Raw genomic sequence first — 25,114 nt, 5'->3', positions numbered from 1 at the left:
TTTGAAATAAATTAGATATTGTTCTTTATTGACAGAATATTATTTGGAATTCTTAATCAATGAAGCGCTTCTCCTTTAACTAATTAGGAATTGGATAATTTTAACGAATCCAGATTTTCTTACTGATCAATCTATCCTTATTCGAAAGTCTAAAAATCAATAAGCCTTTTGGCAAGTCTGTTAATCTTATACTTTTTAAACCCGGGGAAACAGGTGTGGAAAAAACTACCTGACCTCGCTGATTGGAAACTTCCACCCAGTTCCATGTATCCAAGAAATCAGATTCTATAAATACATCCCCTTCACTTGGATTGGGAAAGATTTTTAAAGTACTGTCTCCGCTGTTTGGTTCCAAGGCTGTGATCAAACTTACTTGAACGCCCAATTTAATTTCCTCGCTAAAATTACAGGAATTCTGCGCTCTTACCTGAACTTCAAAATTACCTTCACTTTCCCATCTAACTCGAACTTTCCCAGTTCCTTGACCCTCAAGGATTCTACCACCCGCGCTTAATGACCACTGATAATTATGGCCCTCATTGACTGCTACTGAATAGGTTTGTTCTCCTGGAGGCACTAGGTTCTCTCCTGAAATTTGGTCCGGAGCAGTAGGTAATGCATTGATTTGGATGGGAAGAGTGATTGTTTCCCTTTGACCACAAGCATTTTCTGGGGTAGCTTTCAAACTTCCAAGTCCAGGGTTTATCCATTTAACTAGAACAGTCGAGGTACCCTGTCCGCTGAGTATTTCTCCGCCATTGGCTTCCCAAGTGTAGCTGATACCCTGCAGATTTGGAAGCTGGTAAGACTCCTCATTCGTCTCACAAACAGTCCCATTTCCATCAATTTTCAGATTAGCTGGAGGTAATTGAGATACATTGACCTCCAGAAAAGAGGTTTCACCTGCTCCGCAAAAATTGCTTCTACTTACAAAGATGGCTTTTCTTCCCGGGTCTGTCCATTCGACTTCAACCGTATTGGTTCCTTGCCCGTTGATGATTTGCCCTCCATCAACTCTCCATACCAATTGAGTTCCGGCTATTTGGTTATCTGTAATTCGGTATATCTGGCTTTCAAGGCAAGTCTCTGAAGCACCAGAAATCTCACTTAATGCTCCAGTGGGGGGGACACAATTATAGATGAGAATACTTCCGTCGTCCCCGGCTGCATAAGCTATGAAAGGGGTTCCCGCGCTGACGGCATTCAGGTTTCTACTGGTCCCTGTCTCGATTTTTGTCCAGGATTCTCCTCCATCCTTGGTTACTAGCGCCAATCCATTCTTGCCGGAAATAAAACCAAATTGGCTATCGAAAAAATCAACTGAAAGTAAATCTTCGGTAGTTCCACTGTCAATACTTCTCCAAGTCTCAGACTTGTCCTCAGTTTTGATAATAGTACCTCCATCCCCGACGGCTATGGCTTGAAATTCCCCAAGTTTTGCTAACCCATTGAGATTCCTGCTTGTACCCGAATTGACCGGCTCCCATTGACTTCCACCAAAAGAATATAGAATTAAGCCGTTTTCGCCAATTGCAATTCCAATAGCAAAATCAAAAAACATCAAATCTTTCAAATTGGTCGTGGAATTAGAAGTAACACTTAAATCCCAAGTACCTCCAGAATCGGAAGATCTAGTAATAAAGCCATTAGTCCCTGCCAGGTAAAGAACCGAAGGTGCAAAAAGATAAAAGCCATCTACTCGTTGGGTAGTGTTAATACTAAATTCTCCCCACGCTGAGCCTGAGTTACTAGTTCGATAAATCTTACCCCCAGGACCTGATATATAGCCAAAGGCAGTATTCCAAAAATCAATTGCACTGATGGTAAATTGTTCTGGTATAGGTCTTGAAACAAAAGTTCTGCCTGAAGTAGAGCTAACCAAAAACTCTCCTCTTTCACCAGCCACAAATCCAACCCTGTCAGTTTTGAAATCTACGGAGGTGAAGTTATTTCTATATCCTGCCAACCTTTGGGTATATGTGCTTCCGGCATTGGCGGAAGAAATCAAGTACCCATCTTGACCGGACGCAAAAACCGTATTGGAACCAGGGATAAATGATAATCCTAAAATATTTCTGGTGTTGGTTGCACCCAAATTAGCTCGCGCAAAACTCGACCCCGAATTCGCAGACCTGACCGAAGTAGCATTTTCACCGACAGCAACAATAATTCTAACATCCCTTGGAGCAATTTTCAAATCATTCAATTTGACATTTGTACCAGTATTCAATAGTTGCCAGGTATTACCCCCATCAATGGTTTTGATCATTCTTCCATTGTCTCCAGCTGCATATCCAATTAATGGAGAGGAGAACCTGACAGCATACAGAGATTCCGTTAGGCCGGAATTTAGGCTTGTCCAGGAAGCTCCTTTATTAAAGCTCCTTAATATCAAACCCTCCTGTCCAACAGCATAAACAGTGTCTCTATTAATAAACTCCACTCCAAAAATAGCTTTCGTTTGGCCTGTGGAATTTTCTTGCCAAGAAGTCCCGTCATTCGTGGACTCGAATATTTTTCCTGATGAGCCCGATATAATCCAATTGTTTTCCCCATTATAGCTGATATCATGGAAATCGGAGGATTGCCCAATGTTTATTTTGGACCAAGAATTACCTCCATCTACAGTTTTTAAAATCAAGCCCGAATTACCTACAGCAAGACCCAAATTTGAATTTTTAAAAACCAGATCTACAACTCTGCCATCGAATTGATAGGTTAATTCTTCCCAAGTTTGGCCGGCATTGCTTGTTTTGATCAATAACCTTTCCCCTCCTGCATAGGCAATGCTATCATTCACCCAAAAAACAGCTTCCAAGTCCAAACCCCAACTTTGCAATCTAGTCCAGGTCTGGGCCTGTGCACAGTGGTACGAAAAGAAAAAAGTAAGGAGTAAGAAAGAGATTTTTTTCATGAAGCTGAAAATGTACTAAAACAAAAATAAGTCATTTACGCTCATGTCAAAGCAGTTTAGTAGAAAGCCTTAAATCCAAACCAAAAAAAACCAATTTTACTGGCCTGTGTTTGATCAAGGTTGGGTATTTTTAATAATACAAATTCGCATAAGATGAAAAAGCAAGTCATATTCTCTCTTTTCCCGGTACTGGTAGCATGTGGATCAGGTGAAAGAGTTTCTAAAGAAGTTTTTGAAGAAGTAAACCAAGCCATGGAGGTGAAAAAGCTGAATGAAGCTGAAATTATTGAAGCAGCCATGATTTGGGGAGACTCAATTAGTCAAGAGGCACAAAACCAACTTATTTCAAATCTCCAAAACGCAATCTCTGAAAAAGGGGTGGCAGGTGCTATCGAGTTTTGCAATGTAAATGCCCTCCCAATTTTACAAGAGGTAGCGAAAAAATACGATGTTAAAATAAAGCGAGTATCCAATCAGTACCGTAACCCCAAAGATCAGCCGGATGAGATGGAAAAAAGGATTTTAGAAACCTATGAGTATGATATGGAGAATAAAATTGAACCATCCCCCAATATTCAAAAAATTGAAAATGGGGAGGTCTATCTCTACAGTAAATCCATCATCATACCAGGAGGACTTTGTCTCAATTGCCATGGCGAACCCGGTAAGGACATAAACGATGAAACATTAAAGAAGCTAAATGAGCTTTATCCACAAGATCAGGCAAAAGGTCATCAGATCGGTGACCTGAGAGGAATGTGGTCCATTAAAATCCCCAAAAAGGAGGTTGTTAAAAGGATGTAATCAATCCAAGAAATTTTATTTTTTATTTGGGGACTTTCCCCTAATTTGATTGACTCATTCATGATTCAGTCAAAATTTATGCTTTTCCGGTATCGAATTCTTTTGCTTTTTATTGCGGCCCTTTTTACAGCATGGATCCTGAAAAACCGTGAACTGTTTGAAGCTTATACTCAAGTCATTCCTGGAACTCAGGTAAAGTTTACCATGGTTCCAATTCCGGGGGGAAGCTTTTTGATGGGTTCGGCTAATGAAAAATATTCGGATGAAACCCCCGCTCACCGGGTCGAGATAGAACCTTTTTGGATGTGCACACATGAGGTCACCTGGGATGCTTTTGAGCTTTTTTTAGACAAAAATTATGAAACAGCGATTTCAGAGGGCCCGATCGGGCAAGTTGTAGACGGCCTTAGCCGTCCAAGCCTTCCTTATCTGGATATGACATTCGGAATGGGAAAAGAAGGAAAGCCGGCCATTGGAATGACTCAATACGGGGCCATTCAATATTGTCATTGGCTATATTTGAAAACAGGCATTTTTTACCGGCTCCCAACAGAAGCAGAGTGGGAATACGCTGCAAAAGCAGGAACTAAGTCATCCTATTTTTTTGGAGAGGATGCAAAGAAGCTCTCCGAATACGCCTGGATAGCAGAAAATTCCAATGAAAGCACTCAAAAAGTTGGCTTAAAAAAAGCCAATCCTTGGGGGCTTTTTGATATCTATGGAAATGTCATGGAATGGACTTCCGACCAATATGAAGCGGACTTTTATGAGAGATCGCCGGAAAAGAATCCACAAAACCCCTCGATAAAACTCTATCCCAGAGTAGTCAGAGGCGGAAGCTATAAGCACAAGGCGGAAGAAATCAGTAGCGCCAGACGATTCCAAAGTGAGCCAAAGTGGAAGCAATTGGATCCGCAAATACCAAAAAGTCAATGGTGGTTCCCTGAAGCACCATTCCTGGGAATGAGACTTGTCAGACCTCTCAACCCACCTAGTCCGGAAGAAATCAAAGCCTATTATACCAAGGCTCCAATAGATGATTATTAAACCTAAAAATAACCTGCTTATGAAACCTGAACATTCACGCCGGAATTTCATGAAAACTTCGGCAATCATTACAGGAGGAATATTAACATCCCCCTTCGTTTTGCCCAAGGCCTATGCTGCGCCTGACAATCACCTCAAACTAGCCCTGATAGGATGCGGCGGTAGAGGCACCGGGGCTGTATTTCAGGCATTCGAAACCGGTCATCCCATCAAACTGGTTGCTATGGCTGATGCCTTCCGGGATAGGCTAGACGGAAGCTTGAAACCAATTTTGGATAAATATGGAGCAGAAAAAGTAGTTGTGCCGGAGGAAAGGAAGTTCGTGGGCTTCGATGCATACAAACAAGCCATTGCTGAAGCAGATGTAGTGATTTTAGCCACACCTCCAGGTTTTAGGCCACCGCATTTTGAAGAAGCAGTAAATCAAGGAAAGCAGATTTTCATGGAAAAGCCGGTAGCAACAGATGCTGCAGGAATCAGAAGAGTTTTGGCTGCGGCTGAAATAGCAAAGGCTAAGAAATTAAATGTGGTGGTTGGACTTCAAAGACACTATCAAAGTAATTATAGAGAAACCATTCAACGAATTCACGACGGTGCGATAGGGGATATTACCGGGGGTCAGGTTTACTGGAATGATGGAGGAGTCTGGGTAAGAGAGCGGCAGCCCGGACAAACTGAAATGGAATATCAAATGAGGAACTGGTATTATTTCAACTGGCTCTGTGGAGACCACATTACTGAACAGCACGTCCATAATATCGATGTGGCAAATTGGGTAAAACAAGGGTATCCCGTGAAGGCTGAAGGCACAGGAGGCAGGCTTGTCAGAACAGGAAAAGAGCATGGGGAAATTTTCGATCATCATGTAGTCACTTTTACCTATGCTGATGGTTCGGTAATTCACAGTGAATGCAGGCATTTCCCAGGCGCAGCAAACAGAGTAGATGAATCTTTTCAGGGAACCAAAGGAAAAGCCTATTTAAGCGCTGGAAATCATGGTAACCTATCCGATTGGAAAGGAAATGCTATCTATTCTCATAATAGGGAAAACAATGTCAATCCCTATCAGCAAGAACATAATGAACTTTGGGATGCACTTTTCAAAGGTGAATACAAATTTGCCGATGCCGAGAATGCTGCCAAAAGTACCATGACCTCTATTATGGGTAGGTACGCTACTTATTCAGGAAAAGTATTGACTTGGGAAGAAGCCTTAAATGGCAAAGTGGACCTTTTCCCTGAAAAATTAGCTTGGGATACTTCGCCTAAAGTATTGCCAAATGAAGATGGCTACTATCCTCATGCGATTCCAGGAAAGACCCAGGTGATTTAATGAAAAAAAATTATCAGGTAGTAAAAGCCCTTGATTGGAAAAACAATTTCATACTTGACATAAAAAATTGATCTACACATGAAATGTCCATGAGGAAAAATCTCACACAACTTGTCCCGTCCGCCGCGGCGGATCGGGAGGGGGATGATTACCCTGGGCATTCCATCTGACCTTTGAAAAACAAATTATAAACAGATGAAAAGACGAGGATTTATAAAAAAGCTGTGTTTAGGAGGAACAGTCATGAGTGTTTCAGGGGCATTAAGCTTTCCAGCTTACTCCGAGAGACTTGAAGAAGAGCCTTTCAAAATGGATTTTGCCCCGCATTTTGGGATGTTTAAGAATTCAGCCCCTGGAGGTTTAGCCGATGAACTGAAGTTTATGGCGGATCAGGGATTTCGCTCCTTGGAAGACAACGGGATGCTAGGTCGATCCATCGATGATCAGAACCTAATTGCCAAGACCATGGAACAATTAAATATGAGAATGGGAGTATTTGTTGTGGATGGTGGAGATAATTGGAAAACATCCCTGACGACTGGCAAGCAAGAGTTTCTGGACAACTTTCTGAATACTTGCAAAAAATCCGTTGAGGTTGCAAAAAGAGTCAATGCCAAGTGGATGACTGTTGTGCCAGGCTTTTATGAAAGACGAATGCCAATCGGAATCCAAACAGCCAACGTGATAGAAGCTTTAAAGCGAGGAGCGGAAATATTCGAACTCCATGGTTTGACTATGGTTTTGGAGCCCCTAAGTGACACCCCAGAGCTTTTCTTAAGAAATGCAGATCAAACTTATATGATATGTAAAGCGGTGGGCAGTCCTTCCTGTAAGATACTTTATGATATCTATCACATGCAGCGAAACGAGGGAAACCTTATTGCCACCATGCAAAATACCTGGGATGAGATTGCCTATATTCAAATCGGAGATAATCCAGGCAGAAAGGAACCAGGAACAGGCGAAATACATTATGGTAATGTTTTTAAATTCATTCATGAAAAAGGATTCGACGGAATTCTAGGAATGGAGCACGGCAATGCCATGCCAGGAAAGGATGGAGAGTTGGCATTGATTGATGCTTATCGAAAAGTAGATGTTCAATAAATAAAAATGATTCAAAAAAAATTGTTGGCGCTTGCCTTAGGGCTAGCGCTTTTTTCCTGTCAAAAAGTAAGTCACGAAGTAGTACCAGAAAAACCTCAAGGTTGGGAGATCTATTCCACACCCAAGGAGAGCTCATTGAGAGGTCTTTCACCCGTTACAGGTGATATTGTATGGGTTAGTGGAAGCCGGGGAACTTGGATGCGCACATTAGATGGTGGCAAAACCTGGGATTCAGGTACCATAGCCGGATTAGATACCGTAGATTTTAGATCTATTTATGGTTTTGATGCAGAAAAAGCAGTAGCAGTATCAGCTGGTCAGCCTGCTGTCATTTATAAAACCCTGGATGGAGGAAAAACTTGGGTGTTAAAGCATCAAGCCTCTGAGAAGGCCTTTTTAGACGGGATAACATTTGCTACTGAAGAGCGAGGCTATGTCTTCGGAGATCCAGAAGACGGGCGATGGACAATTTTGGAAACCGTAGATCAGGGAGAAAGCTGGAGATTGATAGATTCCCTACCCCAAGCAGCTGAGGGAGAGGCAGGATTTGCTGCCAGTGCATCTTCTTTGATCGCTGAAGGTGATCACCTATACTTAGGCAGTGGCGGAAAAGAGGCCAACCTTTACGTCTCAAAAGATCGGGGAAATTCATGGGAAAAATTTAAAAGCCCATTACAACAAGGTGAATCTTCTCAAGGTATTTTTGCTTTGACCTCGACAGGTAAAGGAGAAATTATTGTCACAGGTGGTGATTATCTTCATGAAAATCAAAATGAAGGTAACTTAGGGATTTTTCTACCAGAAGATAAAAAATGGATCAATTCGGAAACTAGTGTTTTTGGATATAGATCGGGAATTTCTTTTTTCCCGAGATTTCAGTGGGTAGTGGCTGTAGGTCCTAATGGTACTGATTTTTCCAAAGATGGAGGTTTAAATTGGGAGAAAATTAGCTCAGAAAATGAGGGCTTTCACGCTGTGAAAATGAGTCAGTCAGAAGGTACCCTATGGGCATCTGGTGCACAAGGAAAAGTAGGAAAATTGACATTTTGAAAACAAACAGGTGAATTTTTTAACCTATTTGGAGAAAATGCACGTATCCTATTAAATATTAGTAAAGAATTAAAGGATATTTATGAGTAAAGACAGACTCTGTATTATCTTTGATTGAAAATTTTTATCTTATCCAACTAATCCCAGTAAATAGAATCAATATGTTTGAAATTATTCCTTCAATATGGCTTATCAATGGCAAGTGCGTTCGTCTAAAAAGAGGCGATTTCGCTACTGAAGAGGTAATTTCCAATAACCCTCTTGCTATAGCGCAGGAGTTTGAGTCTATCGGACTTAAAAGACTTCATCTCGTAGACTTGGATGGAGCCAGAAGAGGCGAGCCTAAAAACTATCACATTCTGGAAGCAATCACAGGCTATACGGACCTGAAAGTTGACTTTACAGGAGGGGTTACCACTGATGGAGACGTGATTAAATGTTTCGAATTTGGAGCAAAATCAGTTACTATTTCCTCAGCAGCCGCGAATTACCCAGAGCGGTTTGCACAATTTATCCTTTCCTATGGCAGGGAAAAAATCAATCTTGCTGCTGATACTAATCCAGTAGATAATAAAATTAAAATCCGTGGTTGGTTGAAAAAGACCAGTATTGATTTATTTGATCATATTGAGTTTTTCTATGATAGAGGACTGAAGTATCTTAAATGCTCTGACGTTTCCAGGGATGGAGTGATGGAAGGGCCAAACTTGGAACTATACCAAAGAATTATTGATCGATTCCCTACAATTCACCTTGCAGCTAGTGGTGGTATTAGAGGAATCGATGATTTTAAAAAAATGAGAGATATCGGAGTCAGGTCCGCTGTTTTTGGAAGAGCCTACTATGAAGGTAAAATCACCTTAAAAGACCTGGAAAACTTTATACAAGAAGCATAAAAAAAGAGGCCAAAAAGCCTCTTTCTTTGCTATTAAGAAAACACAAATTAATCTGCTTTGAATTTGTCCACTACATAAAGAAAAATGTTGAACGATAATGTTGACGGTAGTGGCTCAACTTTTTTACCCTCTGGATTCAAAACAACTTCTCTTCTGATAGGAGTTGAAGGAATTGGAAGAGGGTTTGAATTGGACTTAGATGGACTAAGCACTTTCGGAATTATCACTTCTTGAACATTTTGTTCGTCAAAAAGTGGTTTTTCCAAGATTTTAGCCGATTCTGGTTCAATTTTATCACGATCATTCTGAGCGAAAGATTCTTCTGCCATCAGGCACATTCCCAAAACAGCCCCCGTGAAGAATCCGATTTTTTTAAAAGGAAATGGTGAATAATTGAACATTTGTAGAATTGGATTACCAGTGTTTAACTCTTAGGTTTGTAAAAGGTTTCTAAAAATAATAAAAATTTTTTTATGCAAACGATTGATTACAAAGATTTCGAAAAAATAGATTTTCGGGTTGGGACAATTATCCAAGTCGAAAATTTTGAAAAAGCCCGCAACCCTTCCTATAAAATTTGGATTGACTTTGGAGAAGATATTGGAATAAAAAAGTCATCTGCTCAGGTAACTCACCTGTATTCTCATGAAGATTTGATGGGAAGACAAGTAGTTTGTGTAGTAAATTTCAAGCCTCGCCAAATTGCAGACTTCATGTCAGAAGTCTTGATCACCGGATTTTCAAATTCAGATAACGCAATTGTCTTAACCTCGGTGGAAAGACCTGTTCCCAATGGATCAAAACTTCATTAATAAATCAGCCATGATCAAAAAACTCAGCCTTATCCTACTTTTGCTTCAAAGCACTTTAATTAATGGGTTTTCCCAAGACAGTCTTTCTGTAAATCGAAGCCCTCAGGCTTTTGCAACAATTCACAGCGGTACTTTTAACGGGAAGCAGATTTCTTACAAAGCCTTGGTCAAAGAAACATTTTTAACCAACAAAAAAGGGGAGGTCACCGCATCGATGTGGAGCACCTCTTATTTAAAAGAGAACTCGGATCATAAAAAAAGACCTGTCACCTTTATTTTCAATGGCGGCCCTGGATCTGCCTCTATTTGGTTACACATGGGATTTTTTGGCCCCAAAGTAGTCAAGGTAGACTCGGAAGCGAATCAAGATGATGGAGCTGCTCCTTTTAAATTTGTCGACAATAAACAAGCATTGCTTGATATCACAGATTTGGTATTTATAGATCCAATCGGTACAGGATTCAGTAAAGTGATGGGTAAGGGAAAAAATGAAGATTATTGGGGCTTAGTAGAAGATGCCGAATCAATATCCCAATTCATCAGACTTTGGCTTAAAGAACATAAAAGATGGCAAGCCCCTAAGTTCATAGCAGGTGAAAGCTTTGGCACAACCCGGGCTGCTAAGGTTGCGGAGGTGCTGGAAGAAGGAGGTCAACATGTAGCCCTTAATGGCATTATTCTGATTTCTCAGGCCTTAGATTATCAAGGCTCCTCTTCTTGGCAGGATAATCTGGTTTCAAATTTTACATACCTCCCTTCGATGGCACTCACTGCTCGCTACCATGGAAAAGCAGGAAAGGGTAAATCTATTGAGGAATTTGCACAGGAAGCTAGAACATTTGCTTATGAGCAATATTTACCCTCCTTATTTAAAGGTGAGCTTCAATCTGCATCGGAAAAGGAGGAAATAGCAGAGAGGCTATCCTATTTCACTGGTCTGGAAAAAGATTATATCCTTCGCTCGGATAATCAAATCTTGATGCACCGATTCAAAAAAGAATTATTGAGACGGGAAGGAAAAGCCATCGGAACTTTAGATGGAAGATTTGCGGCAGTAGAGACTGATCAAGTTGCGGAAGGCCCGGTGTTAGGGGATCCCAGCGATTACATGACCGAAGCAGCCTATTCTGCAGTTTTCAACCAGTATCTATTAGACGATTTGCAAGTAAAGCTAGATCAGCCTTATCTGAGTTCAAATAGTACGATTGGCTCATCATGGAGATGGAGGCCAGTACCTGACGGAGCTTACTGGGAGCCAAGCTATGTCAGTACTGCCAGATCACTGAGCGAGGTGATGCACAGAAATACTGCTCTCAAGGTAATGGTCGCAAATGGATATTATGATTTAATTACTCCATTCTTTGATGCAGAATATACTTTTGCTAGACATAATTTCCCCCAGGAGAGAATTCAAATGAAGTATTACGAGGCTGGACACATGATGTATAATCGTCAAGAAGATTTTGATGCCCTCGCAAGGGATATCAGAGCTTTTTTGGAAAAGCTGATTCCTTAACCTCTACTCTTGCTCCTTCAATAAGGGAAGGAGCTCTTCTAGATATTCTCGATTATTTGCTAATCTAGGCACTTTGTTTTGGCCTCCTAATTTCCCTTTTTTTCCCAGCCAGCTTTCAAAAAGGCCTTCTTGGGCAAAATGGATCAATGGCTGGGTTAATGCCAAGTCTTTATACCTTTTGGCATCATAATCAGAGTTAATCTCTCTCAAATGTTGATCTAAAAGCTTTTTAAACTCCTCCCCGTCTTTGGGTGGAGTTTTAAATTCAATGATCCACTCATGTGCACCTTTAGACCCGCTACTTTCAAAATAAACAGGTGCTGCAGTAAAATTTAAAATTGTTGCCTGAGTTTTTTCTGCTGCAAAGGCTATGGCATTTTCTGCATTTTCCACAATCACTTCTTCCCCAAAAGCATTGATAAAATGCTTGGTTCGACCGGATATTTTGAATCGATAAGGATAGGTAGAGGTAAATCGAATGGTATCACCGATTTTATATCTCCATAATCCGCCATTGGTTGTGATGACAACTGCGTAGTTTTTACCAACCTCCACATCGCCTAATGGAATTAAGGTTGGATTTTCGCTACTCCATTCTTCCATCGGAATAAACTCATAGAAAATCCCATAATCCAAAAGCAACAATAACTCGTCTGAATCAGGCCTATCCTGTAATCCAAAAAATCCCTCCGAAGCATTGTAGGTTTCCATGTACCTCATTTTCTCTGAAGGAATCAATTCTTTAAAAAGAGATCGATATGGGCCGAATGCCACCGCACCGTGGAAAAAAACTTCTAAGTTTGGCCAAACTTCTAAAATATTTTTAGCCTTCTTTAGCTCCATAATCCGCTTCAGAAGAACAATAGTCCAAGTAGGAACTCCTGCTATTGAAACCACATTTTCATCCATGGTTTCTCTGGCCATTTTCTCGATTTTTTCCTCCCACTCACTCATGAGTGCTGTTTCAAGGGATGGTGTCCTGACAAACTGAGCCCAAATAGGAAGGTTTTGCATAATGACAGCCGAAATATCTCCAGCTTTAGCGGTTCCATTAGGATTAAGTGGATTTTTCTCGAGCGTTCCTCCAATAGATAAACTTTTGCCTGAAAAGAGTTTGGAGTCAGGAAAATTGTTGACATAGATAGAAACCATGTCTTTTCCCCCCTTATAATGACATTCCTCTAAACTCTCTTCCGAAACAGGGATATATTTGCTTCTACTAGAGGTAGTGCCGGAGGACTTGGAAAACCATTCTATTTCTGAATTCCAGAGCACATACTGCTCCCCTTTCATGATTTTATCGATATAGGGTTTGATCCCATCATAATCGAGTACAGGTACATTTTTCGCAAAATCCTGATAAGTTCGAATGCTTAAAAAATTAAACTCTTTCCCGAATTTGGTTCGCTTACCTGCTTCTATCAGATCTAAAAAAATCTCGTGCTGAACTTCAAGTGGATTTTCTTTAAAATTTTCAATTTGACCTAATCGATTTTTGAAAATCCAGGTCATGAAGCTATTCAGTACTTCCATTATTGGTTAAAAATTTTCCGTTTTAATTCAAATTGACTTCCCAAATATACCTTTCTAACCTGCTCATCGGCAGCCAATTCCTCAGCTGTTCCGGCTTTCAAAAGCCTCCCTTCAAACATCAAATAAGCTCGATCTGTGATAGATAGCGTTTCATTAACATTGTGATCCGTGATCAAAATACCAATATTTTTGGTTTTCAGCTTAGCTACTATGGTTTGAATTTCTTCAACTGCAATAGGGTCCACTCCGGCGAAGGGCTCATCCAACAAAACAAACTTCGGATCCACTGCCAGAGCTCTGGCTATTTCAGTTCTTCTTCGCTCACCACCTGAGAGGACCATTCCCAAGTTTTTTCTGACATGGGTCAAGCTAAATTCTTCCAATAAACTTTCAACTTTTTCCCTTTGCTGCTGCTTGGGCATTTTGGTCATTTCCAAAACCGCCATGATATTTTCCTCTACAGATAGTTTTCTGAAAACTGAAGCCTCCTGAGCCAGATAACCAATCCCCAATTGGGCTCGCTTATACATGGGAAGGCTGGTGATATTGTCATTTTCTAAAAATATCTTTCCCTCGTTGGGCTGAATCAAACCAACAATCATGTAAAAAGAGGTCGTCTTTCCAGCTCCGTTTGGACCTAAAAGCCCAACAATTTCTCCCTGTTCTACTTCTACGGAAATGTCATTCACGACTCTTCTTCCCTTGTAGATTTTCACCAAATGTTCAGCCCTTAGTTTCATCTCTTAATAATTGTCTATAATAATCAAATGGAACCTTCAGATGATGTACTTATCACTCTAATTTTTGAGGTTTTGATCATGCTCGGTTTTATAAGATTACAATTTATTTTTTGAGGAATCTCTTAATTCACACTGCTCTTTTTATTTAGGATATTGTATCAAATTTAAGCTAGCTGAGTTCTCAATCAAATTTGATATCCTTCACATAAAGCTGCAAGCTACTCTTATCTCTGAAAAAATTCTCTCTCAACTCGGCAACTATATCAAACCGCATTCTTCCCCTAAGCATATTTACTGTGGTTAAATCCGGATCTTTTGCTCGGTCAGCCATTCCAAAACCCAAACAAACGGGAGTCGTGAGTTGGCCATCTTGGACAATTTTAAAGCGAAGGTGTTTGTCTTTTAGAACCGCCACATCTTCTGCATATACATTGGATATTCTAAATACTGGCTCGGTGTTTCCGGGGCCAAAAGGAGCCATTTGCTTTAGAATATTATGAAATTTATAATTGATCTGATCGAGTAAAAGCTCATCGTCTACTTCAATTACGGGCTTGCGATGAACCTCTTCAATCCGGCTCTTGACTACCTGCTCGAACTTCGCCTGAAAAGCTGGTACATTATCCACAGAAAGGGTCAATCCCGCCGCATATTTATGTCCCCCAAATTGATCCAATAAATCCGAGCATTCAGCGATAGCTTCATAAATATCAAAATCCACCACCGAACGTGCGCTTCCTGTAGCTTTGGCATTGGATTCGGTCAGGATAATGGTTGGCCGATAATATTTTTCAATGCAACGACTCGCTACAATCCCGATAACTCCTTTGTGCCAATCTTCCTTGAAAAGAACTGTTGAATTCCACTCCGCCTGTTCTTCTCTTTCGGCGATCATTTCAAAGGCTTCCCGAGTAATATTTTCATCAAAATTCCTTCTAGTTGCATTGACCTCATCCACTACTTTAGCTCGCTCAATTGCCTCCTCCAAATCAGTAGAGATTAGCAATTCTACTGAAGCTTTGGCATGTTCTAATCTTCCAGAAGCATTGATTCTTGGTCCGATTTTAAAGACTATATCCGAGATCCCTATTTCCTTTTCGATTTTGCTTCGCAAAATCAAAGCTTTCAGTCCAGCCCTTGGGGTATTATTAATTCTATCTAGGCCGTAATAGGCAAGAATTCTATTTTCTCCCGTAATAGGCACAATGTCCGCTGCTATACTTACTACCAAAAGATCCAAGTAAGCATACAGGTTAGACTCATCCATTCCCCTGCTTTTTGCAATGGCTTGAATCAGTTTAAAGCCAACGCCACAGCCACTGAGCTCTTTATATGGATAATTGCAGTCCTCTCTTTTTGCATCAAGAACAGCAATAGCTTTAGGTAGCTCCTCGCCCGGAGTATGATGATCGCAAATGATAAAGTCCACATCGAGCTGGGAAGCTAAATTGACCTTGTCTATGGCCTTGATCCCGCAATCCAAGGCAATTACCAAAGCAAAGTCATTCTCGGCGGCATAGCGGACTCCTCTTTCACTGATACCATAGCCCTCTTTGTATCTATCCGGAATGTAAAAATCCACCAAAGGATAAAAGCCTTTCAAAAAGCTGTAAACCAAAGCCACTGCCGTAGTCCCGTCCACATCGTAATCCCCATACACCAGAATCTTTTCCTGATTGGCAATCGCTTTTTCAATTCGGGTAACTGCCTGATGCATATCCTGCATCAAAAATGGATCATGCAGCTGGCTCAAGCTGGGGCGGAAGTAATCTTTTGCCTGATCAAAAGACTCCACCCCTCTATTGATCAGCATATTTGATAAAATGGGATTGACATTAATCTCTTTCCCCAGTTTTTCAATTGTGCTTTGTGAGGCTTTGGGTTTTTGTTTCCAGACGTACTCCATGTGACTAAATTACAAAAGTATTTAAGATGAAAATCTCTTCAAATTGAATAGATCGTAGCATTTCAAGCCCTTGAAAACCGAAATAGTTCAGTCCTGAGCTTTTTTTAGTTTTTTGTACTCAAACCAAAAATACGCGGGAAAGATCAGGGATTTCAGTTTCCATTCATTCTTCTCAGTAATCGTCAGACTTTTATCTGAATGCACAGTTCGGTACATTTTTCCTGCAAGCAGACAATGACCAATCAGTGCCAAAAAAATCAACGCATAAATGAGTAATTCTTGCATATCAACTATTCCTCAATACTAAAGCTGCCCATTGATTTCGCTCGGACTGCTTTTCCAGTTTTAACCCCAAGGGACTTGCTATCTCCATCAGGTCATCCACATCCGGAGTGTAAAATCCACTCAAAAACAAAAAGCCATCGGGCTTTAATAAGCCGGCATATATAGGAATCTCATTCAGCAACACGTTCTTATTGATATTGGCCAATACGATATCAAATAGACCTGAAGGATTTACATCTCTGATAGTTCCCAAACCCATTTGAATATCCATCCCGTTCAGGGCGAAATTCTCATTGCCATTGTCCAAACACCAATCATCGATATCAAATGCCTGAACTTCCTTTGCTCCCAACAAATGCGCCATGATGGCTAATATGCCTGTTCCGGAACCCACGTCCAAGACTCTTTTCCCCTGATGATCTACCTCGCCCTGAAGTTTCAGCATTTGGTAAGTAGTGGCATGATGACCTGTACCAAAAGACATTTTGGGATTGATCACTATCTCATGTTGAAATCCTGCTTGGGATGGGTGAAAAGAGGCCCTGACATAAACTAGGTCTCCTACCGATATGGGATCATAGTTTTTTTCCCATTCTTCGTTCCAGTTGACTTTTGCAACTTTCCCTTCTTTCACCGAAATGCTCGCCGCATCTTGGTATTGGGACAATACACCTTCAAAACTTTCCCTGTCAAAAGAATCCGATGGGGCATATACATCAATTCCTTCCTCTGTCTCGAGGAAGGAATCAAAACCTATTTCGGATAATTCAGCTATGAGGATTTCCCGGAATTCTTCCCGGCAACTGATTTTAAACTCCAGGTAATCCATAGAATCAATAAGATTTTACGATTTCGATAAAGTCTCTTGACTTCAATGAAGCCCCGCCAATCAAGCCTCCGTCCACATCTGGCTTGGAAAGTAAATCAGCGGCATTTCCGGCATTCATACTACCTCCATAAAGGATTGAGATTTCTGCAGCTACATCTTTGCCATATTTGGAACCTAAATGTCTTCTCAAAGCAAAATGCATTTCCTGAGCTTGGTCAGAGGTTGCGGTTTTACCTGTTCCGATCGCCCAAATTGGCTCATAAGCAATTACTACTTTTTTGATCTCATCTGCGCTCAAATCAAAAAGAGAGTCTGTCAGCTGAAACTTAACATTAGGCTCGTGAGTACCGGCTTCTCTGATTTCTAAAGATTCGCCACAGCAGAAAATTGGAGTCAGTCCATGCTCTAAAGCCTGTTTTACTTTTACAGAGAGCAGCTCATTGTTTTCTTTAAAATATTCTCTTCGCTCCGAATGTCCAATAATGACATATTGCGCGCCGAAGGAAGCCAAAATTTTTGCAGAAACTTCACCAGTAAATGCACCTGATTCTTTGTCCGAACAGTTTTGTGCTCCCAAATAAACTCCCGGGGTATCCCCAATCAGTTTTTTTACTGGAAAAAGGTGAGGAAAGGGTGGATTCAGCACTATGTGTACATCCTGGATATTTTCGTCCTTGAACATGTTTATGATCTCAGAGGTCAATTTTTGGCCTTCATCAAAAGTCATATTCATTTTCCAGTTACCGGCTATTATCTTTTTGCGCATGATAGAATTAAAATTTTATTAGGTTTGGGATATTCAAATCGTCATAATCTCGAATAAAATTAAGGAAAATGTCCGGTTGGGGAAAAAATAACCTGAATCAGTCTGGAAAAAAGTCCTGGACTTTTACTGAAGCCCAGGAAAAGCTTTCCACCTACTGTGCATATCAGGAGCGCTGTTCTTGGGAAGTTCGAAGGAAATTGTTTGAGAAAGGAATCACAGACGAAAGGGCAGAAGAGCTTATTAGCTATTTGGTCAAGGAAAATTTTTTAGACGAGGAGCGTTTTGCTAGAGCCTTTTGCAGAGGGAAGTTCAGATTGAAGCGATGGGGAAAGAACAGGATCAAAATGGAATTGAAAATGCGTCAGATTCCTGAAGAATTAATCAGAAAAGGCCTTTTGGAAATTGACCCGGAAGAATATTACGATACTTTATTGACAGAAACAGAAAAAAAATGGGCCAAAACGAATGAGTCCGATCCATATAAAAAGCGGTACAAGGTCATTGGTTATCTGATGCAAAAAGGATTTGAGCAAGATCTGATTCAAGAAGCCTTGGAAAGTCTTAAGTGAGAAATCTCAATCAGTTCAAAATCTTTTCTGCCTAATTGAATTTTGATCAATCACAGTCAAAGCAACTTCAAATGAAATATTTTTAGAGTTCACCACTTTTTCCAATAGCCTTCCAGTAAATTCAGGATTTTCTGGTTTCTGACGTATAAAGATCACACCAACCTTAGGCCTAAAGCCATATTTAAAGATCAATTCTCCATAATCACTATCATGGGTAAGAATTGTCCGGTATTGTTCATTTGAGATTTTTATTACTTCTTCATCACTTATCCCTGAAAAATCCAAGCCAACAGAAATTATATCCCAGCCCTTACTTAGAAGGTATTTCACACTGGCTTGAGGAATAATTTCATTAGCTAAAAACTTCATTTACCACTTTCAGCAGCTTCTGAGAAAAGAAACCCATCCTTCATCATTTCCTGAATGTAGGCAAAAACTGCACGAATTGAATTGGGCGTTAATCTTGGGTAATTCTCCAATAAGTCCTTCTCAGACCATCCAGAAGCCAAAAGATCTAAAATATGCTCAATAGAAATCCTGGTTCCTTTGATGGTAGGTTTTCCTAACAAAACACGATTATCAAATGTGATGTGTTCTCTCCAGTTCATACTTCAATTTACGATAAATTTAAATTATTGGCTATTTTATAAAACCAATCATAATTTTCGCTGAAAGAAGGGATAAAGGAATTCCTCCTCCAGGATGAACAGAGCCTCCACAGAAATACAAATTTTTGATAAAGGATGAATAATTTGCATGCCGGAGAAAAGCAGCAAACTTATTATTGGAGCTGTTTCCATAAAGTGCTCCTTGGGCACTGGAAGTTTTGGATTCAATGGTTCTTGGATCCAAAATCTCTTCTACCTCAATCAATGATTCTATATCAGTTTGAAGCACCCTATTCACTTTGGAAATGATATTTTTCTTGGCCACTTGAATCAATTGATCCCAATCTTGCCCTTGATTATTCGGCACATTGATCATGGTAAACCAGTTCATACTACCTTCAGGGGCATCATCGGGTTTACAGACTGAGGTAATGTTGATATAGACAGTCGGATCCTGGTATATACTGCCCTTTTCAAAAATATGCTCGAACTCAGCTTTATAGTTTTCAGAAAATAAGATATTGTGTAGCCCTAGTTGCTTAAACTGCTTCTTGATTCCCCAATAAAAAATCAAGGCAGAGCTGGACTTGGGCTGATTCAATAGCTTTTTGGGTTGCTTTTGCTTTTTCAAAAGGCTCTTATAGGCATTTACCATGTCCATATTATTGATCACTAGATCAGCCTTTTTTTCCTTCCCAGAAACGATTATTCCCACTGCCTTGCCTTTATCAACCAGGATCTCATCCACTTTTGAATTGAAGTGAAATTGTACACCCATAGACTTCGCGAGTTTGAAAATACTCTGGGTGATGTCGTGCATCCCTTTTTTTGGAAAATATGCTCCCCGATTGAATTCTAAGTGTGGAATAATATTTAAGGTCGCAGGAGTCTGATAAGGATCTGAACCATTGTAAGTAGCGTATCGATTGAAAAGCTGAACCATTTTTGGGTTTTCGAATAAGGCCTCATTGGCCTGATTCATAGTTGAAAAAATACCCAGCTGACCCATTTTTAAATAAGATTTGAGCGCTTGAGCATTGGTCCAGGTACTGAATTGATGCAAAGACCTATGCATAAAAAGAGGAGACAAATTCTCATAGATGAAGGCTGAGTTTTTTAAAGCCTTTCTCACATGAGAAGCAGGTTCTCCTAATTTCGTCTCCACTTCCTCCGCAAATTGATTGATATCCGCGAATGCTTTGATTTGCTTGCCATCTTCCCAGAAATAATGGCAGGCTATATCCAGCTTTTGGTATTCAAAGTGGTCCTTGGGGTCCTTTCCCGCAAGCCTAAACAGTTCTTCAACTTGCTCAGGAAGAGTAAAAAGAGATGGCCCTGCATCAAAACGGTAAGCGCCTAATTGAATTTCTGAAAGTTTTCCTCCAGGGTATGAGTTCGCCTCAAAGACTTCCACTTCGAAGCCTTTCGCTGCCAAACGCACAGATGAAGCCAGTCCCGCTATTCCAGAACCTATGATGATTGCTTTTTTAGACATAACCTTAATCAAAAAGCAAACTACAAAAATCAACTTGGAGTTATAATCATTTCAAAAACTCTTTCAAAAAAGCACTTTCATGAGCTTAAAAATTGAGTATGATTTCAGAAAAATATAAACTACAAATAACTGATAATCATAAACTTTTTTAATGATTTAAAATACAATCAATTCATTTTTTATGTATTTTTATTCATACTCCTTCCTGTTATGAAAAGCTTTAAAACGTTTCCCAATAGAAGCTGCATCTTCATAGATAATATTGAAATCGTATTTCAATAAATCCACGATTTCTTGTGCTTTTTCAGGTAACCATCCAATTCGCCTTACTTTGATCATCCAGAAGCTATTTTCTAGGAAATAAAAGATTTTATATCACAAGCTGGCAAAAATCTCTTTTTCGAGTCAAGTCTTGACGGAACTTACCTGTGCGTGGGTATTCTCACTGAAGAATTAAAAAAATTAGAAAGCAGTAAAGTTTCTACAAAACGGAATTCAAATCCTGCCTCCCAACACTTGCCATAATTTCTACTGTCCCGTTTTCAATTCGAAAATAAATGCTATCGGACCCACAAACACAACGTCGGTATCCTTCTTTAATAAAATCTACAGGTTCTAACGAATAAGGCCTTTGGCAATAATTTCGAAATACTGAAAAAACGAATTAAAATACTTGTCTGCCTGAGCCATTCCAAATCGCTGAACTCCGAAATGGTGTATTCGAATCAAGTCCATCTTAGCTGCTTGACTCAAGCGATATTCAGCCATTTAACAAATTCTTTGATTGAGCTAAAATTTCTTCCTTGCTTTCAGAAGTAAATCCGCTGGATTCAGCTTTTTCAAGTTTTTCTCGGATCCAGTCGACTTCTATTTGCTTCTTTCTCGCCTGTCTTATCAAATCATTCACCAATTCACTTTTGCTAGAATACTCCTCTTTATCCACTTGGGACTTGAGCCATTCATCATTTGGTTTGGTTAGTGTAATACTTTGTCTGGTCATTTTAATTTCATTTGATGTAAATATACACCAAAAATGAATCACAAGGTATTCTGGATTGAGAATACTTTAAATGGGTTTTAGAAAAAAGGCAGCAGAAAAGATAAAACTGCGTTAGGCTTAGTACTTATTTATTAAGCATAAAAAAGCCTTGAAAAATTTAATCTCAAGGCTTTTTTCATCAATCATCGGGCATCAAGCACCCAATATTATATCTTCTCAAATATCCTCCTGAAGCTAGTTGCCTCGGCGATTCTTCCATGAAGTTCTGAGATCGTTAAACGCTCGTTTAGAATTATATCCAGATGGCCACATTATAAAAAAACTTAAAACGTGTTGGTTTCCTTTAACTTGTCACGCCACTCGCAATTTATTCAAACCGCCTATGTAAAATGAAGTATTGCTAAAAACTAATATTTGGACTTAGACTATTTTTTTTTTTTTTCTTGTTTAAAAATAAATAGTTATGAGAAATTCAAACTTTCACTCAGTTGTTTTCAAGAGAGGCTTCACTATTTTGATGATTTTATTTTCTGCATGTTTGGTAGGACTTTTAGGTTCATCATCATTTCAAATTGGCGCCCAGACGTTAGGTGGTGTTGAGGCATGTCCTGGAGGATCATGTAACTACACTTATTATGCTCAAGGTAAACCCTACAATTCATGTGAAGCTTGTTGTCCTGCAGGTAAATCTCCAAACTGTTCCTCATTCGGATGTGTTTGCAACTCAGATTAAAAAGAATATGAACAAACTAAAAAATCAACTAAAAATTTTAAGCCTAGTTATAACTGCAATTATTTTAAGCATTCTTCCAATAGGAAAAGCTTCAAGTCAAGGATTTGCAGGTGAAGCATCATGCGATGGAAATTATTGTTCGTATTATGAATATACTTATGGCAATAACATATCTATGGTTTGCGAGGCATGCTGCCCCAAATGGAAAACAGCAAGATGTAATGGTTTAGGAGGTTGCGGATGTTATTCAAATTAAATGAAGAACTATGAAATTTTTAAGCCATTTTCTTTTTATCTTAGTTTGTTTAGGTTTGTCATCTTGCACTCAAAGTGAAAAACAAGTTGAGGTAGAAAAATTAAAAACTATTCAAGTAAGCCCTACTGAGGCTAAAAACGAAATCAATCTTTCGCAGTTTGTAGATTCCATTTCATATGTTAAGCTAGAAACAAATGAGAAGTCATTTCTTGGGCAAATCACTGAAATAAAAATTAAAGACAACTTTATTTATGTTGCAGACCGTTCACAACAGTCTATTTTTATTTTCAATTTAAAAGGTGAATTCTTTAAAAAGTTATCCAATCAGGGAGATGGGCCAGACAGGTATAGACAATTAGGTCCTTTTTTCGTTGATGAATCAGAAAAAAGTCTTGAGATAATTGATTTTGCTTCCGATAATACAAGAATTATTTCTTACTCTCTCCCTGACCTTGAGTTCATAAAATCGGAACCTATCAAAATAGCATTGGCTAATTCAGTCAGAAGGAAGAACGGAATATATTACTTCGCCACACAGCAAATAGAAAATACTGTAAATGACTCCCCAACTAACGGGGATATTATTGCAGTGGACAAAAAAGGAACGAAGAAAGTTTTGTTTGATAAAAATATACCTCCTGGAAATTCAGGCTTTTCTCCCTTTACAGAAAGTTTTGCATACACAGGAAATGATACTTTGTTGATTTCATTGATGTATCAGGATACCATTTATCGATTGCAAAATAAAGAGGCTTTTCCTTATTTGAGATTGGATTTTGGAGATTTTAAATTAGATCCTAATATCAGAAATTTAAGTATTCAAGAACAATTGCAAATTCTTCAAAATGAATCAGAAGGGAAAGTAACATTTCCAGTTTTGAATGCTAGCACTCCTAATTTACTCGCTTTCTCATATTATTTTAAAGAGAAAAATTTCAACCACACTATTCAATACCTTGATTTTAAGAAGGAGAAAACTACAATCCACACTAGGAAAATCATAAATGATTTAACTGATTTTCCAAAAGAAATTTTTATCAGTTCATACTACTCTGGGATTAGACATGAAGTGGTATACAAAGACCATTTAGTCGACATTATTCTTCCTGCATTTTCATTGGACGATGAAAAAGAAATCAAAACAAAAAGCTTGGGAAAAATAAAAATTGAGGATAACCCCATCATTGTTTTGATGAGAATTAAAGATCGATAGAAGACACTTCTTATAACAATTTAATTATTTGAAAAAATTCATTCTATCAATAATATCTAGTTACAGGTTTAGCTTCAATTTTATAGGTTTTATCCTCTTAAAAATCTAGTCAGATTGTTAGTATAAAATTTGACTAAACATAAAAGCCTTGAAAAATTTAATCTCAAGGCTTTTTTCATCAATCATCGGGCATCAAGCACTCAACATTATATCTTCTCAAATATTCTTCTAAAACTCGTAGCTTCGGCGATTCTACCATGAAGTTCTGAGATCGTTACACGCTCCTGTTCAGTGGTATCTCGATGACGGATAGTAACTGTATTATCCTCTAAAGTCTGATGATCAACTGCAATACAGAAAGGTGTACCAATTAAGTCCTGCCTTGCATAACGTTTCCCGATGGAAGCAGCGTCTTCATAGATAATATTGAAATCGTATTTCAATAAATCCACGATTTCTTGTGCTTTTTCAGGCAAGCCATCCTTTTTGGTCAAAGGTAAAATCGCTGCTTTCACAGGAGCAATGGCAGGATGGAACTTCAAATAGGTTCTGCTTTTCTCCTCAGACTTCTCTTCTGTATACGCATTGCACAAAGTCAACAAGAATAAGCGATCTGCCCCAATCGAAGTTTCTATGACATAAGGAATGTAATTTTGATTGACTTCAGGATCAAAATATTGCTGCTTCTTCTTGGAGAATTCTTGATGGGATTTCAAATCAAAATCAGTTCTGGAATGTATCCCTTCCACTTCTTTGAACCCAAAAGGGAATTCATATTCTATATCCATGGCCGCATTAGCATAATGCGCCAATTTCTCATGGTCATGCTTTCTGAGCTTTTCCGCAGGAGTACCCAAGGCCAGGTGCCAGTTCATTCGAGTTTCTGACCACTGCTTATACCAATCCAATTCGGTACCAGGGCGAACGAAAAATTGCATTTCCATCTGCTCAAACTCACGCATTCGGAAAATAAACTGACGTGCTACAATCTCATTTCGGAAAGCCTTTCCTATCTGTGCAATCCCGAAAGGAACCTTCATCCTTGCAGTCTTCTGAACATTCAAGAAATTCACGAAAATCCCCTGAGCTGTTTCCGGACGCAGGTAAATGGTAGAAGCATCTTCAGCCACAGAACCCACTTGCGTAGAAAACATTAAGTTGAACTGACGTACATCCGTCCAGTTGGTAGTACCACTAATAGGACAAGTTATACCCGTATTCACGATCAAGTCACGCACACCGGCCAAGTCCTCTGCTTCCAGCAAGCGAGCTAGAGCAGCTGTGAGTTGCCTCGCTTCTTCAACTTTTCCCTCATTCTCCATTTTAGCAGCATGCTCCTCTACCAAGACATCCGCACGGTATCTTTTTTTGCTGTCCTTATTATCAATCATGGGATCATTGAAGGAATCCACGTGACCGGAGGCTTTCCAAGTGGTAGGATGCATAAAAATGGCCGCATCAATACCCACTATATTCTCATGCACTCGCGTCATAGTTTCCCACCAGAGGCGCTTGAGATTATTCTTCAATTCCACTCCGTAAGCCCCGTAATCATAGACAGCTTGCAAGCCATCGTAGATTTCAGAACTAGGGTATACAAAACCATACTCTTTAGCATGGGAAATAATATCTTTCAATTGGGCGTTTTCCGCCGGTGTCGCTGTCTTTGCCATAGGGCGCAAAATTAAGGAAACAAATTAAT

25 protein-coding genes are annotated in these 25,114 nt (G+C 39.5%); 11 read left to right on the top strand and 14 right to left on the bottom strand.

Annotation, left to right across the window (positions count from 1 at the left end; translation table 11 throughout):
• Positions 1-100 precede the first annotated feature (100 nt).
• On the bottom strand, positions 101-2,914 hold the full coding sequence (locus GYM62_RS18145; protein ID WP_219957433.1) for a YCF48-related protein: 2,814 nt from the start codon (positions 2,912-2,914) through the stop codon (positions 101-103).
• 153 nt (positions 2,915-3,067) lie between these two features.
• On the opposite strand from GYM62_RS18145, the gene GYM62_RS18140 reads away from it, so the two are divergent.
• The 6 genes from GYM62_RS18140 to GYM62_RS18115 all read left to right on the top strand — a co-directional run bounded on the left by GYM62_RS18140 (position 3,068) and on the right by GYM62_RS18115 (position 9,151).
• The gene (locus tag GYM62_RS18140; protein WP_144607548.1) at positions 3,068-3,718 is read left to right on the top strand and encodes a DUF3365 domain-containing protein; all 651 of its coding nucleotides are present in this window, start codon (positions 3,068-3,070) and stop codon (positions 3,716-3,718) included.
• A 60-nt stretch (positions 3,719-3,778) separates the two neighbouring features.
• Positions 3,779-4,765, top strand: a complete 987-nt coding sequence (locus GYM62_RS18135; protein WP_255590427.1) for an SUMF1/EgtB/PvdO family nonheme iron enzyme — start codon at positions 3,779-3,781, stop codon at positions 4,763-4,765.
• 49 nt (positions 4,766-4,814) lie between these two features.
• Positions 4,815-6,098, top strand: a complete 1,284-nt coding sequence (locus GYM62_RS18130; protein ID WP_370627642.1) for a Gfo/Idh/MocA family protein — start codon at positions 4,815-4,817, stop codon at positions 6,096-6,098.
• A 195-nt stretch (positions 6,099-6,293) separates the two neighbouring features.
• Positions 6,294-7,205 (top strand): hydroxypyruvate isomerase family protein, encoded by a 912-nt coding sequence (locus tag GYM62_RS18125; protein WP_219957431.1) that lies wholly within the window; start codon positions 6,294-6,296, stop codon positions 7,203-7,205.
• Positions 7,206-7,211: 6 nt separating this feature from the next.
• Entirely contained in the window at positions 7,212-8,255 is a 1,044-nt protein-coding gene (locus tag GYM62_RS18120; RefSeq protein WP_219957430.1) for a YCF48-related protein, read from the top strand.
• 161 nt (positions 8,256-8,416) lie between these two features.
• Entirely contained in the window at positions 8,417-9,151 is a 735-nt protein-coding gene (locus GYM62_RS18115) for a HisA/HisF-related TIM barrel protein (protein ID WP_144607545.1), read from the top strand.
• A 47-nt stretch (positions 9,152-9,198) separates the two neighbouring features.
• On the opposite strand, the gene GYM62_RS18110 is transcribed toward GYM62_RS18115, so the two are convergent.
• A complete protein-coding gene (locus GYM62_RS18110; RefSeq protein WP_144607544.1) occupies positions 9,199-9,552 on the bottom strand; it encodes a hypothetical protein in 354 nt (117 codons plus the stop codon).
• A 72-nt stretch (positions 9,553-9,624) separates the two neighbouring features.
• Between GYM62_RS18110 and GYM62_RS18105 the strand changes: the two genes are divergently transcribed.
• The gene (locus GYM62_RS18105; RefSeq protein WP_091653249.1) at positions 9,625-9,963 is read left to right on the top strand and encodes a tRNA-binding protein; all 339 of its coding nucleotides are present in this window, start codon (positions 9,625-9,627) and stop codon (positions 9,961-9,963) included.
• A 10-nt stretch (positions 9,964-9,973) separates the two neighbouring features.
• Positions 9,974-11,479 carry a S10 family peptidase gene (locus tag GYM62_RS18100; RefSeq protein WP_144607543.1) on the top strand — a complete coding sequence of 502 codons (1,506 nt, stop codon included), beginning with the start codon at positions 9,974-9,976 and terminating at the stop codon, positions 11,477-11,479.
• A 3-nt stretch (positions 11,480-11,482) separates the two neighbouring features.
• Here GYM62_RS18100 and GYM62_RS18095 read toward each other — a convergent pair whose 3' ends face one another.
• The 5 genes from GYM62_RS18095 to tpiA all read right to left on the bottom strand — a co-directional run bounded on the left by GYM62_RS18095 (position 11,483) and on the right by tpiA (position 17,538).
• The gene (locus GYM62_RS18095; protein WP_144607542.1) at positions 11,483-13,012 is read right to left on the bottom strand and encodes a GH3 auxin-responsive promoter family protein; all 1,530 of its coding nucleotides are present in this window, start codon (positions 13,010-13,012) and stop codon (positions 11,483-11,485) included.
• On the bottom strand, positions 13,012-13,752 hold the full coding sequence (lptB, locus tag GYM62_RS18090) for an LPS export ABC transporter ATP-binding protein (RefSeq protein ID WP_144607541.1): 741 nt from the start codon (positions 13,750-13,752) through the stop codon (positions 13,012-13,014). Before lptB ends, GYM62_RS18095 begins: the two co-directional genes overlap by 1 nt.
• Before the next feature lie 181 nt (positions 13,753-13,933).
• Positions 13,934-15,658, bottom strand: coding sequence for a single-stranded-DNA-specific exonuclease RecJ (gene recJ / locus GYM62_RS18085; RefSeq protein WP_091653257.1), 1,725 nt, complete (start codon positions 15,656-15,658; stop codon positions 13,934-13,936).
• Positions 15,659-15,944: 286 nt separating this feature from the next.
• On the bottom strand, positions 15,945-16,772 hold the full coding sequence (prmA, locus tag GYM62_RS18080; RefSeq protein ID WP_144607539.1) for a 50S ribosomal protein L11 methyltransferase: 828 nt from the start codon (positions 16,770-16,772) through the stop codon (positions 15,945-15,947).
• 4 nt (positions 16,773-16,776) lie between these two features.
• On the bottom strand, positions 16,777-17,538 hold the full coding sequence (gene tpiA, locus GYM62_RS18075; RefSeq protein ID WP_144607538.1) for a triose-phosphate isomerase: 762 nt from the start codon (positions 17,536-17,538) through the stop codon (positions 16,777-16,779).
• Positions 17,539-17,606: 68 nt separating this feature from the next.
• Between tpiA and GYM62_RS18070 the strand changes: the two genes are divergently transcribed.
• The gene (locus GYM62_RS18070; RefSeq protein ID WP_144607537.1) at positions 17,607-18,107 is read left to right on the top strand and encodes a regulatory protein RecX; all 501 of its coding nucleotides are present in this window, start codon (positions 17,607-17,609) and stop codon (positions 18,105-18,107) included.
• A 15-nt stretch (positions 18,108-18,122) separates the two neighbouring features.
• On the opposite strand, the gene GYM62_RS18065 is transcribed toward GYM62_RS18070, so the two are convergent.
• The 6 genes from GYM62_RS18065 to GYM62_RS18040 form a co-directional block, all read right to left on the bottom strand.
• Positions 18,123-18,476 carry a DUF5615 family PIN-like protein gene (locus GYM62_RS18065; RefSeq protein ID WP_144607536.1) on the bottom strand — a complete coding sequence of 118 codons (354 nt, stop codon included), beginning with the start codon at positions 18,474-18,476 and terminating at the stop codon, positions 18,123-18,125.
• On the bottom strand, positions 18,473-18,715 hold the full coding sequence (locus GYM62_RS18060; RefSeq protein ID WP_144607535.1) for a DUF433 domain-containing protein: 243 nt from the start codon (positions 18,713-18,715) through the stop codon (positions 18,473-18,475). Before GYM62_RS18060 ends, GYM62_RS18065 begins: the two co-directional genes overlap by 4 nt.
• A gap of 31 nt (positions 18,716-18,746) precedes the next feature.
• On the bottom strand, positions 18,747-20,210 hold the full coding sequence (gene crtD, locus GYM62_RS18055; protein WP_219957429.1) for a 1-hydroxycarotenoid 3,4-desaturase CrtD: 1,464 nt from the start codon (positions 20,208-20,210) through the stop codon (positions 18,747-18,749).
• 189 nt (positions 20,211-20,399) lie between these two features.
• Entirely contained in the window at positions 20,400-20,549 is a 150-nt protein-coding gene (locus GYM62_RS18050; protein ID WP_219957428.1) for a hypothetical protein, read from the bottom strand.
• Between the two features lie 276 nt (positions 20,550-20,825).
• Positions 20,826-20,978 carry a type II toxin-antitoxin system RelE/ParE family toxin gene (locus GYM62_RS18045; RefSeq protein WP_219957427.1) on the bottom strand — a complete coding sequence of 51 codons (153 nt, stop codon included), beginning with the start codon at positions 20,976-20,978 and terminating at the stop codon, positions 20,826-20,828.
• Complete coding sequence (locus GYM62_RS18040) at positions 20,971-21,210, bottom strand: type II toxin-antitoxin system ParD family antitoxin (RefSeq protein WP_219957426.1); 240 nt, start codon at positions 21,208-21,210, stop codon at positions 20,971-20,973. Before GYM62_RS18040 ends, GYM62_RS18045 begins: the two co-directional genes overlap by 8 nt.
• 635 nt (positions 21,211-21,845) lie before the next feature.
• Between GYM62_RS18040 and GYM62_RS18035 the strand changes: the two genes are divergently transcribed.
• Together GYM62_RS18035 and GYM62_RS18030 are read left to right on the top strand one after the other, a co-directional pair.
• The gene (locus GYM62_RS18035) at positions 21,846-22,199 is read left to right on the top strand and encodes a hypothetical protein (RefSeq protein WP_219957425.1); all 354 of its coding nucleotides are present in this window, start codon (positions 21,846-21,848) and stop codon (positions 22,197-22,199) included.
• Between the two features lie 10 nt (positions 22,200-22,209).
• Positions 22,210-23,412 carry a 6-bladed beta-propeller gene (locus GYM62_RS18030; RefSeq protein WP_219957424.1) on the top strand — a complete coding sequence of 401 codons (1,203 nt, stop codon included), beginning with the start codon at positions 22,210-22,212 and terminating at the stop codon, positions 23,410-23,412.
• A 206-nt stretch (positions 23,413-23,618) separates the two neighbouring features.
• On the opposite strand, the gene GYM62_RS18025 is transcribed toward GYM62_RS18030, so the two are convergent.
• Entirely contained in the window at positions 23,619-25,085 is a 1,467-nt protein-coding gene (locus tag GYM62_RS18025) for a glycine--tRNA ligase (protein ID WP_219957423.1), read from the bottom strand.
• Positions 25,086-25,114 lie beyond the last annotated feature (29 nt).

The organism is Algoriphagus sp. NBT04N3 (assembly GCF_019443765.1).
Lineage (GTDB): Bacteria > Bacteroidota > Bacteroidia > Cytophagales > Cyclobacteriaceae > Algoriphagus > Algoriphagus ornithinivorans.
Note: the sequence above shows the minus strand (reverse complement) of the source record. Positions and strands in the feature narration are given on the sequence as shown.

What these genes read in the sequence shown, in the direction of transcription:
- GYM62_RS18145 (WP_219957433.1), bottom strand. Translation starts at nt 2,914, where the DNA reads ATGAAAAAAATCTCTTTCTTACTCCTTACTTTTTTCTTTTCGTACCAC.
- GYM62_RS18140 (WP_144607548.1), top strand. Translation starts at nt 3,068, where the DNA reads ATGAAAAAGCAAGTCATATTCTCTCTTTTCCCGGTACTGGTAGCATGT.
- GYM62_RS18135 (WP_255590427.1), top strand. Translation starts at nt 3,779, where the DNA reads ATGATTCAGTCAAAATTTATGCTTTTCCGGTATCGAATTCTTTTGCTT.
- GYM62_RS18130 (WP_370627642.1), top strand. Translation starts at nt 4,815, where the DNA reads ATGAAAACTTCGGCAATCATTACAGGAGGAATATTAACATCCCCCTTC.
- GYM62_RS18125 (WP_219957431.1), top strand. Translation starts at nt 6,294, where the DNA reads ATGAAAAGACGAGGATTTATAAAAAAGCTGTGTTTAGGAGGAACAGTC.
- GYM62_RS18120 (WP_219957430.1), top strand. Translation starts at nt 7,212, where the DNA reads ATGATTCAAAAAAAATTGTTGGCGCTTGCCTTAGGGCTAGCGCTTTTT.
- GYM62_RS18115 (WP_144607545.1), top strand. Translation starts at nt 8,417, where the DNA reads ATGTTTGAAATTATTCCTTCAATATGGCTTATCAATGGCAAGTGCGTT.
- GYM62_RS18110 (WP_144607544.1), bottom strand. Translation starts at nt 9,552, where the DNA reads ATGTTCAATTATTCACCATTTCCTTTTAAAAAAATCGGATTCTTCACG.
- GYM62_RS18105 (WP_091653249.1), top strand. Translation starts at nt 9,625, where the DNA reads ATGCAAACGATTGATTACAAAGATTTCGAAAAAATAGATTTTCGGGTT.
- GYM62_RS18100 (WP_144607543.1), top strand. Translation starts at nt 9,974, where the DNA reads ATGATCAAAAAACTCAGCCTTATCCTACTTTTGCTTCAAAGCACTTTA.
- GYM62_RS18095 (WP_144607542.1), bottom strand. Translation starts at nt 13,012, where the DNA reads ATGGAAGTACTGAATAGCTTCATGACCTGGATTTTCAAAAATCGATTA.
- lptB (WP_144607541.1), bottom strand. Translation starts at nt 13,752, where the DNA reads ATGAAACTAAGGGCTGAACATTTGGTGAAAATCTACAAGGGAAGAAGA.
- recJ (WP_091653257.1), bottom strand. Translation starts at nt 15,658, where the DNA reads ATGGAGTACGTCTGGAAACAAAAACCCAAAGCCTCACAAAGCACAATT.
- prmA (WP_144607539.1), bottom strand. Translation starts at nt 16,772, where the DNA reads ATGGATTACCTGGAGTTTAAAATCAGTTGCCGGGAAGAATTCCGGGAA.
- tpiA (WP_144607538.1), bottom strand. Translation starts at nt 17,538, where the DNA reads ATGCGCAAAAAGATAATAGCCGGTAACTGGAAAATGAATATGACTTTT.
- GYM62_RS18070 (WP_144607537.1), top strand. Translation starts at nt 17,607, where the DNA reads ATGTCCGGTTGGGGAAAAAATAACCTGAATCAGTCTGGAAAAAAGTCC.
- GYM62_RS18065 (WP_144607536.1), bottom strand. Translation starts at nt 18,476, where the DNA reads ATGAAGTTTTTAGCTAATGAAATTATTCCTCAAGCCAGTGTGAAATAC.
- GYM62_RS18060 (WP_144607535.1), bottom strand. Translation starts at nt 18,715, where the DNA reads ATGAACTGGAGAGAACACATCACATTTGATAATCGTGTTTTGTTAGGA.
- crtD (WP_219957429.1), bottom strand. Translation starts at nt 20,210, where the DNA reads ATGTCTAAAAAAGCAATCATCATAGGTTCTGGAATAGCGGGACTGGCT.
- GYM62_RS18050 (WP_219957428.1), bottom strand. Translation starts at nt 20,549, where the DNA reads ATGATCAAAGTAAGGCGAATTGGATGGTTACCTGAAAAAGCACAAGAA.
- GYM62_RS18045 (WP_219957427.1), bottom strand. Translation starts at nt 20,978, where the DNA reads ATGGCTGAATATCGCTTGAGTCAAGCAGCTAAGATGGACTTGATTCGA.
- GYM62_RS18040 (WP_219957426.1), bottom strand. Translation starts at nt 21,210, where the DNA reads ATGACCAGACAAAGTATTACACTAACCAAACCAAATGATGAATGGCTC.
- GYM62_RS18035 (WP_219957425.1), top strand. Translation starts at nt 21,846, where the DNA reads ATGCTCAAGGTAAACCCTACAATTCATGTGAAGCTTGTTGTCCTGCAG.
- GYM62_RS18030 (WP_219957424.1), top strand. Translation starts at nt 22,210, where the DNA reads ATGAAATTTTTAAGCCATTTTCTTTTTATCTTAGTTTGTTTAGGTTTG.
- GYM62_RS18025 (WP_219957423.1), bottom strand. Translation starts at nt 25,085, where the DNA reads ATGGCAAAGACAGCGACACCGGCGGAAAACGCCCAATTGAAAGATATT.